Here is a 17,179-nt window from a genome sequence, read left to right on the forward strand (position 1 = left end):
CGGGGCAGCCCGGCGGAAGCGGCCTAGAGCACCTTGGACAGGAAGTCCTGGGTCCGCTGCTGCCGGGGGTTGCCGAACAGCTCCTCCGGGGCGCCCTCTTCGCAGATGACGCCGTCGGCCATGAACAGCACCCGGTCGGCCACTTCGCGGGCGAAGCCCATTTCGTGGGTGACCAGCACCATCGTCATGCCTTCGGCGGCGAGGTCCTTGATCACCTGCAGCACCTCGCCCACCATTTCGGGGTCCAGCGCCGACGTGGCCTCATCGAAGAGCATGATGTCCGGGTTCATCGCCAGCGCCCGGGCGATCGCCACGCGCTGCTTCTGGCCGCCGGACAGCGACGCCGGCCGCGCGTCGGCTTTCTCGGCGAGCCCGACGCGGTCCAGCAGTTTCAGAGCGTTGGCCCTGGCCTCGGCCTTGCCCTGCTTCTTCGACTCCACCGGTGCCAGCATGATGTTCTCGATCACCGTCATGTGGGGGAACAGGTTGAAGTGCTGGAACACCATGCCGATGTGCCGGCGGACCTCGTTGATGTCCACCTTGGGGTCGCTGACGTCGAAGCCGTCCACCGTGACGTGTCCGGCGGTGATGTCTTCAAGCTTGTTCAGGCAGCGCAGGAAGGTGGACTTGCCGGAGCCGGACGGTCCGATCACGCAGACCACCTCCCCTTCGGCCACCTCTGCGTTGATGCCCTTGAGGACTTCATTGGAACCGAAGGACTTCTTCAGCTCCCGGACAGAGATCTTGTTGGGTGCAGCAACTGCCGTGGTCATTTGTTGAACCTCTTATCCGCGAAGTTGGCCAGCTTGGTCAGCAGCATGATCACCACGAAGTACAGCACCGCGACGATCAGCAGGGTTTCGGTGATCCGGAAGTTTCCGGCGTAGATCTGCTGGCCCTGGTAGAGCAGTTCGGCGAAGCCGATGGCGAGCAGCAGCGAGCTGTCCTTGAGCATGATGATCAGCTGGTTGATCAGCGACGGCGTCATGATCTTGAAGGCCTGGGGAACCACCACCTTCTGCATGGACTTGCTGTAGCCCAGGCCCAGGCTGCGGCTGGCCTCGAGCTGGCCGGGGTCCACGGACTGGATGGAGCCGCGGACGATTTCCGTGATGTACGCCGCCGCGTTCAGGCTCAGGGTCAGCACTGCCGCCACCCAGATGTCGATCGGCTGGCCGGTCAGCTGCGGGATGCCGAAGTAGAAGAAGAAGGCCCAAACCAGCAGCGGGGTGCCGCGGAAGATGTTGACGAAGGTGGTCGCGATGCCGCGGAGGATGACGGACGTGGAGATCTTGAAGAAGCCCAGGAAAAGACCGATCACCATGGCCAGCGCGAAGGAGATCGCGGTGACCAGGACGGTGTTGCCCAGGCCCTTCATCAGGGCCGGGAAGCTGTTCCCCAACAGGTCCCAGAAGCTGGACTGGGCAGCCTGGGCGGGGTCCTTGAGGTACTTGTCGAGGATCTTCTGGTACTCACCGCTGGACTTCAGCTCCGCCAGGCCGGTGTTGAAGGCCTTGAGCAGTTCGGCGTTTTGTCCCTTGTTGACGGCGAACCCGTAGGAGCCGCCCTTTTCCTTTTCGGAAACGGCTTTGAGGCCGTTGTTCTGGCTGATGCCGTACGCCAGGACCGGGTAGTCATCGAAGACGGCGACGGCGTTGCCGGACTTCACGAGCTCGTACATGGTCGCGGACTGGTCCAGGGACTTGACCGTGAAACCGTACTTGCCCGCGATCGACTTGGCGAAGGTTTCACCTTCGCTGCCGGTTTTGGCGGTGACGGTCTTGCCCTTGAGGTCCTCGTAGCCCTTGATCTCCGTGTTGGATTTGGCCACGGCCATCTGGACGCCGGATTCAAAGTACGGGTCGGAGAAGTCGTAGATCTGTTTGCGCGGCTCGGTGATGGACATGCCGGCGATCACGCCGTCCACCTGGTTGGAGGACAGCGCCTGCAGTGCGGCGTTGAACCCCAGCGACTTGATCTCGACGGCGAAGCCCTGGCTCTTGGCGATCTGCCGGATGATGTCCATGTCGATGCCGGTCAGTTCACCGCCGGCGTCGCGGAACTCGAAGGGGGCGAACGTGGTGTCCGTGCCGATGACAAACGTTTTTCCGGAAAGGCTCGACGGCGCGGCGGCCGGCGCGACGGCGGCGGCGTGGCCTGCGGGCGCGTCTGCCGGGGCGGCGGCGGCCCCGGTCGCACCGAGAAGCATCGCGGCGAAGGCCAACAACGCTCCGACGACGGTGGCCGTCCGCGGCTTTGCGGCCCCGGCCTGCTGAAGTCTGGGCAAGATCTAACAACCCCTAGGTAAGTGCGGCAGCCGGCCCTGGGACCGGCAAAGTACCCCTAGAGGCTACCCGCATTTGAGCGCCGGCACCGCCACGGGACCGCAACCACCCCCGCCCGGCGGGCCTCGGTCCGTTGCACCCGGGGGGTTTGAACCGGCGGGTTACTGGCCGTAAAACACCCGTTCGAAGACAGCACGCGTCCGCCGGCTGAGGCGCAGGTAATCTTCTTCGAGTGTTGCCGCGTTGCCCTGCCCGTAGCCGCACCAGCGGGCCACAGCCTCCAGGTCACGCCGCGAGGAGGGCAGCAGGTCCGAGGCCCGGCCGGTCCAGATCACGTTGGCGGAGCGGATCCGGCTCGCGAGCCGCCAGGCCCGGAGCAACAGCACCACTTCCCCGGCTTCCAGCAGGTCCAGGCTGGCAGCGGCTTCAAGGGCCTGCACGGTGGAGGTGGTCCGCAGCTCCGGGTGCTTCCCGGCGTGGCACAGCTGCAGCAGCTGGGCGAGCCATTCGACGTCGCTCAGGCCGCCGCGGCCCAGTTTAAGGTGCCGCGCCGGGTCCGCGCCGCGCGGCAGCCGTTCGGCTTCCACCCGGGCCTTGACCCGCCTGACTTCCCGGACGTCCTGCTCCGAGAGCGTCTCCGGGTAGCGGATTGGATCGATCAGCGCGGTGAAGTCGGCCGCCAGCTGATCGTCGCCGGCCATCGGCCGGGCCCGCAGCAGCGCCTGGGCCTCCCAGACCAGGGACCAGCGCCGGTAATACTCGGCGAAGGAATCGAGCGAGCGCACCATTGGGCCGCTCTTGCCTTCAGGGCGCAGATCGGCGTCCACCATGAGCACCCGCTCGGCGAGGATGGCGGGCTTCAGCGGCTGGGTCAGCAGGGCTGACAGCTTGCCGACGATCCGGCCCGCCTGTTCCTGCGCCTCGTCGTCCGGAACCCCGGGCAGGCCGCGGTGGACGTACATGACGTCTGCGTCGGAACCGTAGCCGATCTCCCGGCCACCCTGGCGCCCCATCGCGACCACCAGCACATGGGTCTTGAGCGGTTCCGACGCCGTGACGACCGTTTCGGCTACCCGGAGGGCACCGAGCACGGCGGCACGGTCGGTGTCGGCCAGCGCCGCGCCCACTTGGTCCTGGTCAAGCAACCCGGCGCTGTCGGCAATCGCAATCCGCAGGATTTCGCGCCGCCGGATCAGCCGGATCAGCCGCATGGCGCTTTCCGGTTTCGAATGCCGGGACATTTTGGAGGTGATCTCCAGCCACTGTGCCTCGAAACTGAACGGGACGAGGTCCTTGTCCGAGCCCAGCCAGGCCACCGACTCGGGCGAGACCTCCAGCAGGTCCGAGATCAGCCGGGAGCTGGAGAGCACGTGGCAAAGCCGCTCGGCCGCCGCCGTCGAATCCCGCAGCAGGCCAAGGTACCAGTGCGTGGTGCCCAGCGCCTCGCTGATCCGGCGGAAGGCCAGCAGGCCGGCGTCGGGGTCCACCCCTTCAGCGAGCCAGCCGAGCAGGATGGGCAGCAGCTGCCGCTGCAGCGCCGCGCGGCGGCTGACCCCGGCGGTGAGCGCCTCGATGTGCCGCATGGCCCCCGGCGGGTCGAGGTAACCAAGCGCGGCGAGCCGGCCCTGGGCGGCTTCCGGCGTGAGCCTGGCGTCCTCGGTGCTGAGCGCGGCTGCCGTGTTGAGCAGCGGGCGGTAGAAGATCCGTTCGTGCAGTTCGCGCACCGAGCGTTTGGTCTTCCGCCACGCGCCGAGGAGGGCATCGGGGCTCGGGCGTTCGGTGGAGAACGGGCCCAGCACCGCCTTGGCCAGGGACCGCAGCGAGGCTTCCTTGATCGGCATGAGGTGGGTGCGGCGCAGCTGGAACAGCTGGATCCGGTGTTCGAGCAGACGCAGGTAGCGGTAGGCGCGGTCGAACTCCGTCGCGTCGGAGCGTCCGATGTAGCCGCCGGCGGAGAGCGCCGTGATCGCGGAGGTGGTGTCCCGGCAGCGCAGTGACTCGTCCGACTTGCCGTGCACCAGCTGCAGCAGCTGGACGGTGAATTCGACGTCGCGCAGGCCGCCGCGGCCCAGCTTGATCTGCCGTTGCTCCTCCTCGGCCGGGATGTGTTCGGTGACCCGGCGGCGCATCGACCGGACAGACTCGACGAAGCCTTCCCGGCCGGCCGAGGACCAGATCAGCGGTGCGACCGCCGTCTCGTACCGGGCGCCGAGGGCGGCGTCCCCGGCGATGGTACGGGCTTTGAGCAGGGCCTGGAATTCCCAGCTTTCGGCCCAGCGCGCGTAATAGCTCTCGTGTGAGGCCAGGGTGCGGACCAGGGGTCCTGACTTGCCCTCCGGCCGCAGGTTCGCGTCGACCTCCCACAGGCCCGGTTCGCGGCTGGTGGACATCACGGCCCGCGAAATGCCCGAGGCGAGGGCGGTGCCGACAGTGATTGCCCGGGAATCCTCCAGCGCGCCGCCGTCGATCACGTAGATGACGTCGACGTCGGAGATGTAGTTCAGTTCGCGGGCGCCGCATTTGCCCATCCCGATCACGGCCAGCCCGACGTCGGCCACCTCCGCTGCGCTGAACTGCTCCGTGGCTTCGGCCCGGGACACCGCCAGCGCCGCCTCAATCGCGGCGCCGGCAAGGTCGGCCAGCTCCGCCCCGACGGCGGGCAGGTAATCCAGCGGGTCGGCAGCGCACAGGTCCTTGATGGCCAGCTCCACCAGGCCGCGGCGGTATGCGGTGCGCAGGGCGGCGTACCCTTCCTGCCCGGTCAGCCCGGCCACCGGCCTGGCCGCCTTGGGGTCGGCGCGCACGGACTGCAACAGCCGGGTGCGCAGCGCGGCAGCCTCGGCCGGCACCGGTTCGGGGCTGGCCCTGGTGTCGAACGCGTCGAGGTGCTCGGGATGCCGGATGAGGAACTCGCCGAGCGCCTCCGACGCCCCGAGCACCCGGTAGAGCGGTTCACTGCGGTCCGGGTCACCCGCGGCCAGTTTCCGCAGCTCCGGGTGCTTCTCGATCAACCGGACCAGGGACTGCAGCGCCGTGTCTGGGTTGGCGGCCAGCTGGAACCCGGCAAAAAGGACGTCCTGGTCCAGTCCCTCCAGTTCCGGGGCGGCGAGGAACCGCTCGCCTTTCTCGAGGTCGTCAAAACCTGCGGCGATCAGGCGCCGTGCCAGGCTCACCGCGGCCGCCTACAGGATGGCCAGGTTGCGCTGCAGCTCGTAGGGCGTCACCTGCAGGCGGTAATCCTGCCACTCGGCCCGCTTGTTGCGCAGGAAGTGCTCGAACACCTGCTCGCCCAGAATCTGCGGCATGAGCTCGGAGTCTTCCATGGTGCGGATCGCGTCGTGCAGGCTGGCCGGCAGCGGGTCGTGGCCCATGGCGCGGCGCTCGGCCGAGCTCAGCGACCAGATGTCGTCCTCGGCCGCCGCAGGCAGCTGGTAGCCCTCCTCGATGCCCTTAAGCCCGGCGCCCAGCAGCACGGCGTAGGCCAGGTACGGGTTGGCGGCGGCATCGATGCCGCGGTACTCGACCCGGGCTGACTGGCCCTTGCCGGGCTTGTAGAGCGGCACCCGGACCAGCGCGGAGCGGTTGTTGTGGCCCCAGCTGAGGTAGCTGGGGGCTTCTCCCCCGCCCCAGAGCCGCTTGTAGGAGTTCACGAACTGGTTGGTCACGGCGGTGAACTCGGGGGCGTGCTTGAGGATGCCGGCAATGAACTGCCGGGCGGTCTCGGAGAGCTGGAACTCCGCTCCCGCCTCGTAAAAGGCGTTGGTGTCGCCCTCGAAGAGCGAGAAGTGGGTGTGCATGCCCGACCCGGGGTGCGCCGTGAACGGCTTGGGCATGAACGTGGCGTAGGTGCCCTGCTGCAGCGCGACTTCCTTGATCACGGTGCGGAAGGTCATGATGTTATCCGCGGTCTGCAGGGCGTCCGCGTAGCGCAGATCGATCTCGTTCTGGCCCGGTCCGGCCTCATGGTGGCTGAACTCCACCGAGATGCCCACGGATTCCAGCATCGTCACGGCGGTGCGCCGGAAGTCCTGGGCGACGCCCCCGGGCACGTGGTCGAAGTAGCCGCCCTCGTCCACCGGGACGGGCGCGCCGTCGGGGCCGGGCTGCTGGGACTTCAGCAGGTAGAACTCGATTTCTGGGTGGGTGTAGCAGGTGAAGCCCATGTCCGCGGCCTTGGCCAGGTTGCGCTTGAGCACGTTGCGCGGGTCCGCGGCGGACGGCTCGCCGTCGGGCGTCAGGATGTCGCAGAACATCCGCGAGGTGGCTTCCGTTTCACCGCGCCAGGGCAGGATCTGGAAGGTGGAAGGGTCCGGCTGGGCCAGCATGTCCGATTCGAAAACACGGGCCAGGCCCTCGATCGAGGAACCGTCAAAACCCAGGCCCTCTTCAAAGGCACCTTCGACTTCGGCCGGGGCAAGGGCGACCGACTTCAGCGAGCCCACGACGTCGGTGAACCACAGGCGCACGAAGCGCACGTCGCGCTCTTCGATCGTCCGCAGGACAAACTCTTGCTGGCGGTCCATGGTGCCTCTTTCCGGGTCTACGTCCGTGCCCCGGACCCGCCTCGACTCCTCGTCCTGGCTGGCGCCCGCAGCTGCTCAGGACTCACTCTACCCAGCATTCCCGGCGACTGCTGGACCGGTGCTGCCGCGTAACCGCGCGTTACGGCGGGCCCCGGGCGGCTGCCCGGACGTCGCCGCCGCCCCGCCCGGACGCATGCCCGGAGGCGTGCCCGGAGGCCCGTCCGCAACGGCGTCAGCCAGGACGCCCGGCCCGCCCGGTAGCTAGGACCCCCGGTATCGCACTACGCTCGTGGCATGGCCCCCAACAGCTCCGATTCCACCACGTCCGCAGAACTCGCCGCCCCGTACGGCACCGGCCCCGCAGCCGGCGCCGCCAAGAACGGTGCGCCGGGCAACAGTGCGCCCGTGAGCGGTGCGCCCCAGGACGGCGCCGCCGCGGACAGTGCCGCCACGGACAGTGCCGCCACGGACAGTGCCCGCAAGCCGGTGGCCAGGATCCGCACCCACCACCTGCGCCAGGCCAAGCTCAGCGGGGAGCGCTTTGCCATGCTGACCGCGTACGACCAGTACACCGCCGAGATCTTTGACCAGGCCGGCATCGAGGTGCTGCTGGTGGGCGACTCCGCGTCCAACAACGTTTTTGGCAACGAAACGTCCCTGCCCGTCACCGTCGATGAGCTGATCCCGCTGTGCCGCGCCGTCGCCCGCTCCGCCCGGCGCGCCCTCGTGGTGGCGGACCTGCCCTTCGGCAGTTACGAGGTGTCCCCGCAGCAGGCGGTGGCAACCGGCGTGCGGTTCCTCAAGGAAGGACTGGCGCAGGCGGTCAAGATCGAGGGCGGAAAGTTCTACGCCGAGACCGTCCGCGCGATGGTCCAGGCCGGCATTCCGGTGATGGCCCACATCGGCTTCACCCCGCAAAGCGAGCACGCCCTGGGCGGCTACCGGGTCCAGGGCCGCGGCGACGACGCGCAGCGGCTGATCGAGGACGCCGTCGCGCTGGCCGACGCCGGCGCCTTCTGCGTGCTGATGGAGATGGTTCCGGCGCCGACGGCGGCTGCGGTGGACGCCGCCGTCGAGGTCCCCACGATCGGGATCGGCGCCGGCAACGCGACCACCGGCCAGGTGCTGGTCTGGCAGGACATGGCCGGGCTGCGCGGCGGGAAGATGGCCAAGTTCGTCAAGCAGTACGCGGACCTGAGGACCACGCTCAGCGACGCAGCGAAAGCCTACGGCGAGGACGTCCGGTCCGGACAGTTCCCCGGCCCGGAGCACTCCTTCTAGCCGCGGACCCCGCTAGTCGTCCTCGCCCTTGTCCCAGGCCTCGTTGCGGGCCTTGACCTTCTCGAGGGCGTGCGCGGCTTCTTCCCGGGTCTTGTAGGGGCCGATCAGCTGGCTCCAGTCAGACATGGCGTCTTCTTCAATCTCGTGGGTGTTGACGTTGTACCAGAACTCGGTCATCGGGGCTCCTTCTGTGCGTGCCGGGGGCGCGGCTGTATTTCTGGGCTTCGCCCACTGCTTATAGAATCAATCTATGCCTTCCCTCACCTCGACTGCACCCATTGGCACCCTCGTCCCGGGGACAGTCAGCCCGCAGCTTCCCGTGCCGGCGTCCATTCCGCGTCCCGAGTACGTCGGCAAGGCCGCCCCGGCGAAGTTCACCGGGTCCGAGGTCAAGTCCGCCGAGACGATCGAGAAGATCAGGATCGCGTCGCGGATCGCGGCCCAGGCGATTGTCGAGGTGGGCAAGCACATTGTCCCCGGCGTCACCACCGACCAGCTGGACCGGGTGGGCCACGAGTTCCTGCTGGACCACAACGCGTACCCGTCCACCCTCGGCTACCGCGGCTTTCCAAAGTCGCTCTGCTCGTCGCTGAACGAGGTCATCTGCCACGGTATCCCGGACACTACGGTGGTGCAGGACGGTGACATTCTCAACATCGACATCACCGCCTTCATTGGCGGGGTGCACGGCGACACCAACTTCACCTTCCTGGTGGGCGAGGTGGACGAAGAGTCCCGGCTGCTGGTTGAGCGCACCCAGGAGTCCCTGCGCCGCGCCATCCGCGCCGTTGCACCGGGCCGTGAGATCAACGTCATCGGCCGGACCATCGAGTCCTATGCGAAGCGGTTCGGTTACGGCGTCGTCCGTGATTTCACCGGCCACGGCGTCGGCGAGGCGTTCCACACCGGGTTGATCATTCCGCACTACGACGCGGCCCCTGCCTACAACACGGTGATCGAGCCCGGCATGGTCTTTACGATTGAACCCATGCTGACGCTGGGAACGGTGGACTGGGACATGTGGGCCGATGACTGGACCGTGGTGACGCGTGACCGTAAGAGGACCGCGCAGTTCGAGCACACGCTGCTGGTCACCGAGTCCGGCGCCGAGGTCCTGACTCTCCCCTGATCCGGCTGCAGCCAAAGTCGCCTCCGGCCCTGTGCTGCCCCCAATCCCTGCCCACCTGCCCCCTGCCACGAACGGAACCCCATTGGCCAAGAAGGACGAGAAGTCGAAGAAGAACGCCCCGCTGATCGGTATCGACATTGGCGGGACCGGCATCAAGGGCGGCATCGTGGATCTGAAGAAGGGCAAACTGGTCGGCGACCGGCTGCGCGTCCCCACCCCGCAGCCCTCCACCCCGGAAGCCGTCGCGGAGGTCGTGGCGCATGTCGTCGCCGAGTTGTCCAAGCGTCCCGACGCCCCGGCTTCCGACAGCCCGGTGGGCGTGACGTTCCCCGGCATCATCCAGCACGGCGTGGTCCACTCGACCGCGAACGTCGACCACGCCTGGTTGAACCTGGACATCGATGCGCTGCTGACCGCACGCCTGGGCCGCCCGGTGGAGGTCATTAACGATGCCGATGCCGCCGGACTGGCCGAGGCCCGCTATGGTGCCGGCGAGGGCATCGCCGGGACTGTTCTGGTCATCACCCTCGGCACCGGCATCGGCTCCGCCTTCATCTTCGACGGCAAGCTGGTTCCCAACGCCGAACTGGGCCACCTTGAAATTGACGGCTTCGACGCCGAAAGCAAGGCCTCCGCCGTCGCCCGTGAACGCGACGGCCTGAGCTGGACCGAATACAGTGTGCTGCTGCAGCGCTACTTCTCCCACGTCGAGTTCCTCTTCTCCCCCGAACTCTTCATCGTGGGCGGCGGCATCTCCAAGCGCGCCGACGAGTACCTGCCGCACCTGTCGCTGCGCACTCCGATCGTCCCCGCCGAGCTGAAGAACGACGCCGGCATTGTGGGCGCCGCGATCGAAGTTGCCCTCACGCACAAGCTCGCCAAGTAACCCCGGACGCAAAACAACCCAACCGTGCCCGCTCGGGCGGCCGGTTGGGTTGGAGCCGGTGGTGGCCGCGACTTCCCCTCCGCTGCCACCACCGGAGCTTAAGTGAGCCTAGAGCGGGCTCTTCTGCGAGCTCTTGCCACCGGTCCCCTTGGACTCCGCTTCGTGGCGGAGCAGGGCGATAGCCGACTCGAAGTCTTCCAGCGATTCAAATGCCTGGTAGACGCTGGCGAAGCGCAGGTAGGCGACCTCGTCGAGGCGCTGCAGGGGGTTGAGAATGGCAAGGCCCACCTCGTGGGCGTCGATCTCGGCGGCTCCCGAGGCGCGGATGCTCTCCTCGACCTCCTGGGCCAGCATTGCCAGGTCGTCCTCCGTGACGGGGCGGCCCTGGCAGGCCTTCCGGACACCATTGATGACCTTGCTGCGGCTGAACGGCTCACCGACCCCGGAGCGCTTGATGACCGTCAGGCTGGTGGTTTCCACCGTCGTGAAGCGCCGTCCGCACTCGGGGCACTGCCGGCGCCGGCGGATCGCGGAGCCGTCGTCGGCGATGCGGCTGTCCACCACCCGCGAATCAGGGTTACGACAGAACGGGCAATACATGTCGGTTCCTCCCCTGCCGCAAGCGTGGTCCCATGTTGGAGCCGAAGCACCGCGGGCAGCGCTTCCGGGATCAGTCTACGACTAGATGTTGCTAAATAACAAGCCTGTAATTACTACATGTTGTGGTTGCGGAGTGTCCGCAGCGGTCCGACCGGCCCGTCAGCTTCCCGCGGCGAACCGAGCGGTGACCGCCTCGCCGTGCCCCGGCAGGTCCTCGGCACCGGAGAGGCTCACGATGTGCCTGCTCACGTCCTCCAGCGCGGCCTTGCTGTAGTTGATCACCTGGATGGCGCGCAGGAAGGTGGTCACGTTCAGCCCGGAGGAGAACGCAGCCGTTCCGCTGGTGGGCAGCACATGGTTGGACCCGGCGCAGTAGTCGCCCAGGCTGACGGGGCTGTAGTCCCCTACGAAGATGGCGCCGGCGTTCCGGATCCGGGCAGCCACGGCGGCGGCGTCCGCGGTCATGATTTCCAGGTGCTCGGCGGCGTAGGCGTCGCAGGCGGCAACGCCCTGCTCCAGGTCCTCGACCAGGACGACGCCGGACTGCGGGCCGGAGAGGGCTTCGCGGACCCGGCCGCTGTGCTTCGTTGCGGCGGACTGGACGTCGAGTTCGACCCTGACGGCGGCGACGAGGTCCTCGGAGTCGGTGATCAGCACGGACGCGGCCTTGGGGTCGTGTTCGGCCTGGCTGATCAGGTCGGCCGCGACCAGGGCCGGGCGGGCCGTGGCGTCGGCCAGGATCGCGATTTCCGTGGTCCCGGCCTCGGAGTCGATGCCCACCACGCCCTTGACAAGCCGCTTGGCGGTGGCCACGAAGATGTTGCCCGGTCCGGTAACGACATCGACCGGGTCGATGCCGGCGGCCGCCTGGTCTCCCTCGCCCGGATCAGTTCCGGGGATGCCGTAGGCGAAAGCGGCGATGGCCTGGGCGCCGCCGATGGCGTAGACCTCCTCGATGCCCAGCAGGCACGCGGCCGCCAGGATTGTCGGGTGCGGGAGGCCGCCGAAGTCCTTTTGCGGCGGCGACGCCAGGGCGATGGACTGCACGCCGGCGGCCAGCGCCGGAACAACGTTCATGATCACCGAGGACGGGTAGACGGCGAGTCCGCCCGGGACGTAGAGCCCGACCCGGGCCACCGGCACCCAGTTCTGGCTGACGACGGCGCCGTCGCCGAGTTCGACGTCGGTGTCGGCCGGGCGTTGCGCGTCGGCAAAAAGGCGGGCCCGTCGGATGGACTCCTCCAGCGCGGCGCGCACGGCCGGTTCCAGGTCGGCCAGGGCAGCTCTGAGGGCCTCGGCGGGCACGCGCGGGTGGGCCTGCTCGACGCCGTCGAAGGTCAGCGCCAGCTCGGTGAGCGCCGCGAAGCCTCTGGTGCGGACGGCGGTGATGATGTTCAGGACCTTCTGCTCGGCGTCTGCCACCGTGCCGTGCTGGGCCCGCGGGACGGCGGCACGGAGGCCGGCAAGGGACAACCGCTGCCCCCGGACGTCGACGGTGCGGAAGTCCACGGTGCGGGTAGCGGCGGCGGAGGGCACAGGGGTGTCAGCAGAAGGGGTCACTCGTCCATTTTACGCGCCGCTGGCGCGTCGTCAGGCCGCCTGCCCAGAAGGCTGCTCCCGCTCCAAAGGCTGCTCCGGCTCCGTAGAGTGCCCCGGGCGCGCGAACACCGTGGCGAAAAAGATTGCCAGCGCGGTCGCGGCGGGCCAGATCAGCAGGACCGCGTAGGCCCGCAGCGAAAAGGCGATGCTCGGGTTGGCCGAGGCGTCCGCAGCGGCACCCCACCAGCTGCCGGCGGCGAGCCCGGTCCCCCATGCCAGCAGGGCCCCCGCGGCGCCGGCGGCGACGGCCAGGAGCACTGTCCCGGTGACCAGCCGCTCGGGCCGGTTGCCGGCGATGAGGACACCGGCAAGGCAGCCGGCCAGCAGGGTCAGCCCGGCCAGGACCAGGTCCCGCGGCAGCCAGGTCTCGGGGTTGCTCCCGGCGTCCAGCGCCGGGTTTCGGGTGAGCAGGTTCATCCCGGTCGGGGCCAGCAGCCACCAGAGCAGGCCGACGGGAACTCCGGCCGCGGCGATCGCGGCCAGGCCCTTCCACGGCAGCTGCTCCCGCCGGGGGGCATCCCCCCGCGGGTCCTCACCGGTCCGGGAGGCCCCTGCAGCGGTGCGGCCGCCGTCGTGGTCGTCAACGGGCTGGTGCACCGCGGAGTGTGTCATGATCCCACCTTAACAAAGGAACGGCGGCGCCGGACATTACGCCGCCGCCCGCCACGTGACGCCCGGATTACCGGATGCGGCGGCTGAATACCGCGGGGCTGCCCGGCCGGAATACGCTTGCAGGAGACGTCGTCGCAACAAACAGCAGGGAGATGAAGCACGTGGCCTCAGCCGAAGAAGCCTTTGAAGGAACGTTCAAGGAGATGTTCCGCCGGCATGCGGCCGGCGTCGCGATCATCACCGCGAACTATAACGGTGTCCCTTACGGCTTCACCGCCACCTCGGTGGCCTCGTTGTCGGCCAAACCGCCGCGGTTCACCTTCAACATGGCACGCACGTCCAGTTCGTGGCCCGCGGTGGCGAACACCGGTTACATCGGCGTGCACATGCTGGGGCTGGGCAACCAGGGGCTGGCCGACCGCTTCGCCCGCACCCGCAACCGCTTCGAAGGGGACCACTGGGAGCTTGGTCCGCACGAGGTGCCGATCCTGAAGGATGTCTCCGGCTGGCTGATCGGCAAGATCCAGATGCGGCTCTCCTTCGAGAACAACGCCGTCGTGGTCGTTGAAGTGGTCGAAGGCGCCCTCGGCGGCGAAGGCGCGCCGCTGCTGTATCACGGCGGCAGCTACGGCCAGCCGGTGCCGCTGGACTACGAGATCTAGACCTGGCTGTCCAGGCAGGTCGGACCGAGCAGCACCTTCAGGTCACCGAACAGCGACGGGCTGGGGTTGACCCGCAGATGCACGGGCAGCCCCATCACCTCCACCCGTGAATCGCCGTGCAGGTGCAGCCGCACCTCGGACTTGCCGCGGTGGGTCTTGAGCACCTCGCCGAGTTCGTTCACCACGGCTTCGGTGGCCTTGTGGGTGGGCATGGCGATCACCAGCGGCCCGTCGAGGCCTTCGCTGAGGTCCGGGACGGACAGTTCCATGCAGTTCAGCGCCACCGCCCCGTCGTCGCGGCGCTGCAACCGGCCCTTGACCACGACGATCAGGTCCTCTGCCAGTACCGAGGCGATCGGCCCGTAGACCTGCCCGAAGAACATCACTTCCACCGAGCCGCCGAGGTCTTCGATCTCGGCCCGCGCGTAGGCGTTGCCGCTGGCCTTGGCAATCCGCCGGCTCAGCGACGTGATCATGCCCGCGATGGTGATGATGGCGCCGTCGTGCGGTCCGTCCTCGGCGATGATCGAGGTGATGGACTGGTCGGCGTGCTGTGTCAGCACCCCTTCGAGTCCCTGCAGCGGGTGGTCCGAGACGTAGAGTCCCAGCATGTCCCGCTCGAAGGAGAGCTTGTCCTTCTTTTCCCACTCCGGAAGCTCGGGGATCTCGATGCTCAGCGAGGACTCGGACTCGCTGTCCTCGAAGCCGGCGAACAGGTCGAACTGTCCGATCGCCTCGTTGCGCTTGAGCGTGATCACCGAATCGATCGCTTCTTCGTGGATCATGGCCAGGGCCCTGCGGTGGTGTCCGAGTGAGTCGAAGGCTCCGGCCTTGATCAGCGACTCGATGGTGCGCTTGTTGCAGACAACAGCCGGCACCTTCATCAGGTAGTCCTTGAACGAGGTGTAGGCGCCTTCACGTTCGCGGGCGGCGACCATGGCGTCGACCGCGTTGGCGCCGACGTTGCGGATGGCGCCCATGCCGAAGCGGATGTCGTTGCCCACCGGGGTGAAGTTCAGGGCTGATTCGTTCACGTCCGGCGGCAGCACCGTGATGCCCATGCGCCGGCATTCGTTCAGGTAGATGGCCGATTTGTCCTTGTCGTCGCCGACGGAGGTCAGCAGGGCCGCCATGTATTCCGGCGCGTAGTGTGCCTTCAGATACGCGGTCCAGTAGGAAATGACGCCGTACGCGGCCGAGTGCGCCTTGTTGAACGCGTAGTCGGAGAACGGCAGCAGGATGTCCCAGAGCGTTTTGACCGCGGCCATCGAGTAGCCGTTGTCCTGCATGCCCTGGGAGAAGCCGGCGAACTGCTTGTCCAGCTCGGACTTTTTCTTCTTGCCCATGGCCCGGCGCAGGATGTCGGCCTGGCCCAGGGTGTAGCCGGCGAGCTTCTGCGCTACGGCCATGACCTGCTCCTGGTACACGATCAGGCCGTAGGTGCCGCCGAGGATTTCGGCGAGCGGCTCCTCCAGTTCGGGGTGGATCGGGATGACCTCCTGGATGCCGTTCTTGCGCAGGGCATAGTCGGTGTGGGCGTTGGCGCCCATCGGACCGGGCCGGTAAAGGGCCAGCACGGCGGAAATATCTTCGAAGTTGTCCGGCTTCATCAGCTTCAGCAGCGACCGCATCGGGCCGCCGTCGAGCTGGAACACGCCCAGTGTGTCGCCGCGTGCCAGCAGTTCGTAGGAGGCGGCGTCGTCCAGGGCCAGGGATTCCAGGTCCAGGTCCTCGCCCCGGTTCATTTTGATGTTTTCCAGCGCGTCGGAAATGATCGTGAGGTTCCGCAGCCCGAGGAAGTCCATCTTGATCAGGCCGAGGCCCTCGGAGGTCGGGTAATCGAACTGCGTGATGACCTGGCCGTCCTGGAAGCGGCGCATGATCGGGATGACGTCGATGATCGGGTCCGAGGACATGATGACGCCGGCCGCGTGGACGCCCCACTGCCGCTTCAGTCCCTCAATGCCGAGGGCGGTTTCAAAGACCTTCGCCGCCTCCGGGTCAGTGGAAATCAGCTGCCGGAAGTCCCCGGCCTCGCTGTAGCGCTTGGATTCGGGGTTCTGGATGTCAGCGAGCGGAATGTCCTTGGCCATCACGGCTGGCGGCAGGGCCTTGGTCAGCTGCTCGCCCATGCTGAACGGGTAGCCCAGCACGCGCGATGAGTCCTTCAGCGCCTGCTTGGTCTTGATGGTGCCGTAGGTGACGATCATGGCCACGCGCTCGTCGCCGTACTTGCGCGTGACGTAGTCGATCACTTCGGAGCGGCGCCGGTCATCGAAGTCGACGTCGAAGTCAGGCATGGACACGCGGTCCGGGTTGAGGAAGCGCTCGAAGATCAGGCCGTGGTGCAGCGGGTCGAGGTCGGTGATGCGCATCGCGTACGCGACCATGGAGCCGGCACCCGAGCCACGTCCCGGGCCCACCCGGATGCCGTTGTTCTTGGCCCAGTTGATGAAGTCGGCCACGACGAGGAAGTAGCCGGGGAAGCCCATCGAGGTGATGACTTCCAGCTCATAGTCGGCCTGCTGGCGGACCTTGTCCGGGATGCCTTGCGGGTACCGGTAGTGCAGTCCCTTGTCGACTTCCTTGACCAGCCAGGAGGTCTCGTCCTCCCCCTCCGGGCAGGGGAAGCGGGGCATGTAGTTCGCTCCGGTGTTGAAGGACACCTCGCAGCGTTCGGCGATCAGCAGCGTGTTGTCGCAGGCGTCGGGGTGGTCGCGGAAAAGTTCGCGCATTTCCTGCGGTGACTTCAGGTAGTAGCCGCTGCCGGAGAACGCGAAGCGCGATCCGCCGTTGTCGTAGGTGGGCTCCAGCAGGGTGGAGCCGGACTGGATGGCGAGCAGGGCTTCGTGCGCCTTGGCGTCGTGCTCGTGCGTGTAGTGCAGGTCGTTGGTGGCCACCAGCGGCAGGTTCAGTTCCTTGGCCAGGCGCAGCAGGTCACCGGTGACGCGCCGCTCAATATCCAGGCCGTGGTCCATGAGCTCGCAGAAGTAATTCTCGGCGCCAAAGATATCGCGGAACTCGGCGGCCGCTTCGAGGGCCTCGCGGTACTGCCCGAGTCGGAGCCTGGTCTGAACTTCGCCGGACGGGCAGCCGGTGGTGGCGATCAGGCCTTCGGAGTAGGTGTTCAGCAGTTCCCGGTCCAGCCGCGGCCACTTGCCGAAAACCGAGTCGAGGGAGGCGATCGAGGAGGCCCGGAACAGGTTGCGCATGCCCGTGTTGTTGTAGCTCAGCAGCGTCATGTGCGTGTACGCGCCGCCGCCGGAGACGTCGTCTTTGCGCTGGTGCTCTTCGCCCCAGCGCACCCGGGTCTTGTCCCCGCGCGCGGTTCCGGGGCTGACGTACGCCTCGACGCCGATGATCGGCTTGATGCCCTGGTCCGTGGCGCGCTTCCAGAAGTCGAACGCCCCGAAGAGGTAGCCGTGGTCCGTTGTGGCGAGGGCAGGCATGCCCAGCCGCTCGGTTTCATCGAAGAGTTCCCCGAGCCGTGCCGCACCGTCCAACATGGAGTACTCGGTGTGGTTGTGGAGATGGACGAACGAGTTGTTGCTGGAAGTCACCGATTCATTCTAGTGCCGGGCACCGACACTTCCGTGCCCGGC

Annotated in this window: 13 protein-coding genes; 4 read left to right on the top strand and 9 right to left on the bottom strand. The window is 67.5% G+C overall.

The features are described from left to right. Nucleotides 1-23 precede the first annotated feature (23 nt). The 4 genes from QFZ61_RS13890 to glnA form a co-directional block, all read right to left on the bottom strand. A complete protein-coding gene (locus QFZ61_RS13890; RefSeq protein WP_307036985.1) occupies nucleotides 24-773 on the bottom strand; it encodes an amino acid ABC transporter ATP-binding protein in 750 nt (249 codons plus the stop codon). Further along, the gene (locus QFZ61_RS13895) at nucleotides 770-2,209 is read right to left on the bottom strand and encodes an amino acid ABC transporter substrate-binding protein/permease (protein ID WP_307038213.1); all 1,440 of its coding nucleotides are present in this window, start codon (nucleotides 2,207-2,209) and stop codon (nucleotides 770-772) included. Before QFZ61_RS13895 ends, QFZ61_RS13890 begins: the two co-directional genes overlap by 4 nt. 237 nt (nucleotides 2,210-2,446) lie before the next feature. Then, nucleotides 2,447-5,458, bottom strand: coding sequence for a bifunctional [glutamine synthetase] adenylyltransferase/[glutamine synthetase]-adenylyl-L-tyrosine phosphorylase (locus QFZ61_RS13900; protein WP_307036987.1), 3,012 nt, complete (start codon nucleotides 5,456-5,458; stop codon nucleotides 2,447-2,449). A gap of 9 nt (nucleotides 5,459-5,467) precedes the next feature. Beyond that, complete coding sequence (gene glnA, locus QFZ61_RS13905) at nucleotides 5,468-6,808, bottom strand: type I glutamate--ammonia ligase (RefSeq protein ID WP_307036989.1); 1,341 nt, start codon at nucleotides 6,806-6,808, stop codon at nucleotides 5,468-5,470. Nucleotides 6,809-7,102: 294 nt separating this feature from the next. Between glnA and panB the strand changes: the two genes are divergently transcribed. After that, a complete protein-coding gene (panB, locus tag QFZ61_RS13910) occupies nucleotides 7,103-8,089 on the top strand; it encodes a 3-methyl-2-oxobutanoate hydroxymethyltransferase (protein WP_307036990.1) in 987 nt (328 codons plus the stop codon). Between the two features lie 12 nt (nucleotides 8,090-8,101). Here panB and QFZ61_RS13915 read toward each other — a convergent pair whose 3' ends face one another. Then, entirely contained in the window at nucleotides 8,102-8,266 is a 165-nt protein-coding gene (locus tag QFZ61_RS13915) for an SPOR domain-containing protein (protein WP_307036992.1), read from the bottom strand. A 73-nt stretch (nucleotides 8,267-8,339) separates the two neighbouring features. Here QFZ61_RS13915 and map point away from each other — a divergent pair, with 73 nt between their 5' ends. Next, nucleotides 8,340-9,218, top strand: coding sequence for a type I methionyl aminopeptidase (gene map, locus QFZ61_RS13920; protein ID WP_307036994.1), 879 nt, complete (start codon nucleotides 8,340-8,342; stop codon nucleotides 9,216-9,218). An 82-nt stretch (nucleotides 9,219-9,300) separates the two neighbouring features. Continuing rightward, on the top strand, nucleotides 9,301-10,104 hold the full coding sequence (ppgK, locus tag QFZ61_RS13925; protein ID WP_307036996.1) for a polyphosphate--glucose phosphotransferase: 804 nt from the start codon (nucleotides 9,301-9,303) through the stop codon (nucleotides 10,102-10,104). 108 nt (nucleotides 10,105-10,212) lie between these two features. Here the strand turns inward: ppgK and nrdR are convergent, their stop codons facing one another. From nrdR to QFZ61_RS13940, 3 genes are all read right to left on the bottom strand, one after another. Continuing rightward, nucleotides 10,213-10,704, bottom strand: coding sequence for a transcriptional regulator NrdR (gene nrdR / locus QFZ61_RS13930; RefSeq protein ID WP_307036998.1), 492 nt, complete (start codon nucleotides 10,702-10,704; stop codon nucleotides 10,213-10,215). A 159-nt stretch (nucleotides 10,705-10,863) separates the two neighbouring features. Further along, on the bottom strand, nucleotides 10,864-12,264 hold the full coding sequence (gene hisD, locus QFZ61_RS13935) for a histidinol dehydrogenase (RefSeq protein ID WP_307037000.1): 1,401 nt from the start codon (nucleotides 12,262-12,264) through the stop codon (nucleotides 10,864-10,866). Nucleotides 12,265-12,294: 30 nt separating this feature from the next. After that, entirely contained in the window at nucleotides 12,295-12,915 is a 621-nt protein-coding gene (locus tag QFZ61_RS13940) for a hypothetical protein (RefSeq protein ID WP_307037002.1), read from the bottom strand. Between the two features lie 203 nt (nucleotides 12,916-13,118). On the opposite strand from QFZ61_RS13940, the gene QFZ61_RS13945 reads away from it, so the two are divergent. Continuing rightward, a complete protein-coding gene (locus QFZ61_RS13945; protein WP_373427204.1) occupies nucleotides 13,119-13,577 on the top strand; it encodes a flavin reductase family protein in 459 nt (152 codons plus the stop codon). Here the strand turns inward: QFZ61_RS13945 and dnaE are convergent. Continuing rightward, nucleotides 13,574-17,137, bottom strand: a complete 3,564-nt coding sequence (gene dnaE / locus QFZ61_RS13950) for a DNA polymerase III subunit alpha (protein ID WP_307037006.1) — start codon at nucleotides 17,135-17,137, stop codon at nucleotides 13,574-13,576. The genes QFZ61_RS13945 and dnaE overlap by 4 nt on opposite strands. Between the last annotated feature and the right edge of the window lie 42 nt (nucleotides 17,138-17,179).

The organism is Arthrobacter sp. B3I4 (assembly GCF_030816855.1).
Lineage (GTDB): Bacteria > Actinomycetota > Actinomycetes > Actinomycetales > Micrococcaceae > Arthrobacter.

Coding starts and splice junctions, on each gene's coding strand:
- QFZ61_RS13915 (WP_307036992.1), bottom strand. CDS start 8,266: ATGACCGAGTTCTGGTACAACGTCAACACCCACGAGATTGAAGAAGAC.
- panB (WP_307036990.1), top strand. CDS start 7,103: ATGGCCCCCAACAGCTCCGATTCCACCACGTCCGCAGAACTCGCCGCC.
- QFZ61_RS13945 (WP_373427204.1), top strand. CDS start 13,119: ATGTTCCGCCGGCATGCGGCCGGCGTCGCGATCATCACCGCGAACTAT.
- nrdR (WP_307036998.1), bottom strand. CDS start 10,704: ATGTATTGCCCGTTCTGTCGTAACCCTGATTCGCGGGTGGTGGACAGC.
- QFZ61_RS13890 (WP_307036985.1), bottom strand. CDS start 773: ATGACCACGGCAGTTGCTGCACCCAACAAGATCTCTGTCCGGGAGCTG.
- map (WP_307036994.1), top strand. CDS start 8,340: ATGCCTTCCCTCACCTCGACTGCACCCATTGGCACCCTCGTCCCGGGG.
- QFZ61_RS13940 (WP_307037002.1), bottom strand. CDS start 12,915: ATGACACACTCCGCGGTGCACCAGCCCGTTGACGACCACGACGGCGGC.
- glnA (WP_307036989.1), bottom strand. CDS start 6,808: ATGGACCGCCAGCAAGAGTTTGTCCTGCGGACGATCGAAGAGCGCGAC.
- QFZ61_RS13895 (WP_307038213.1), bottom strand. CDS start 2,209: ATGCTTCTCGGTGCGACCGGGGCCGCCGCCGCCCCGGCAGACGCGCCC.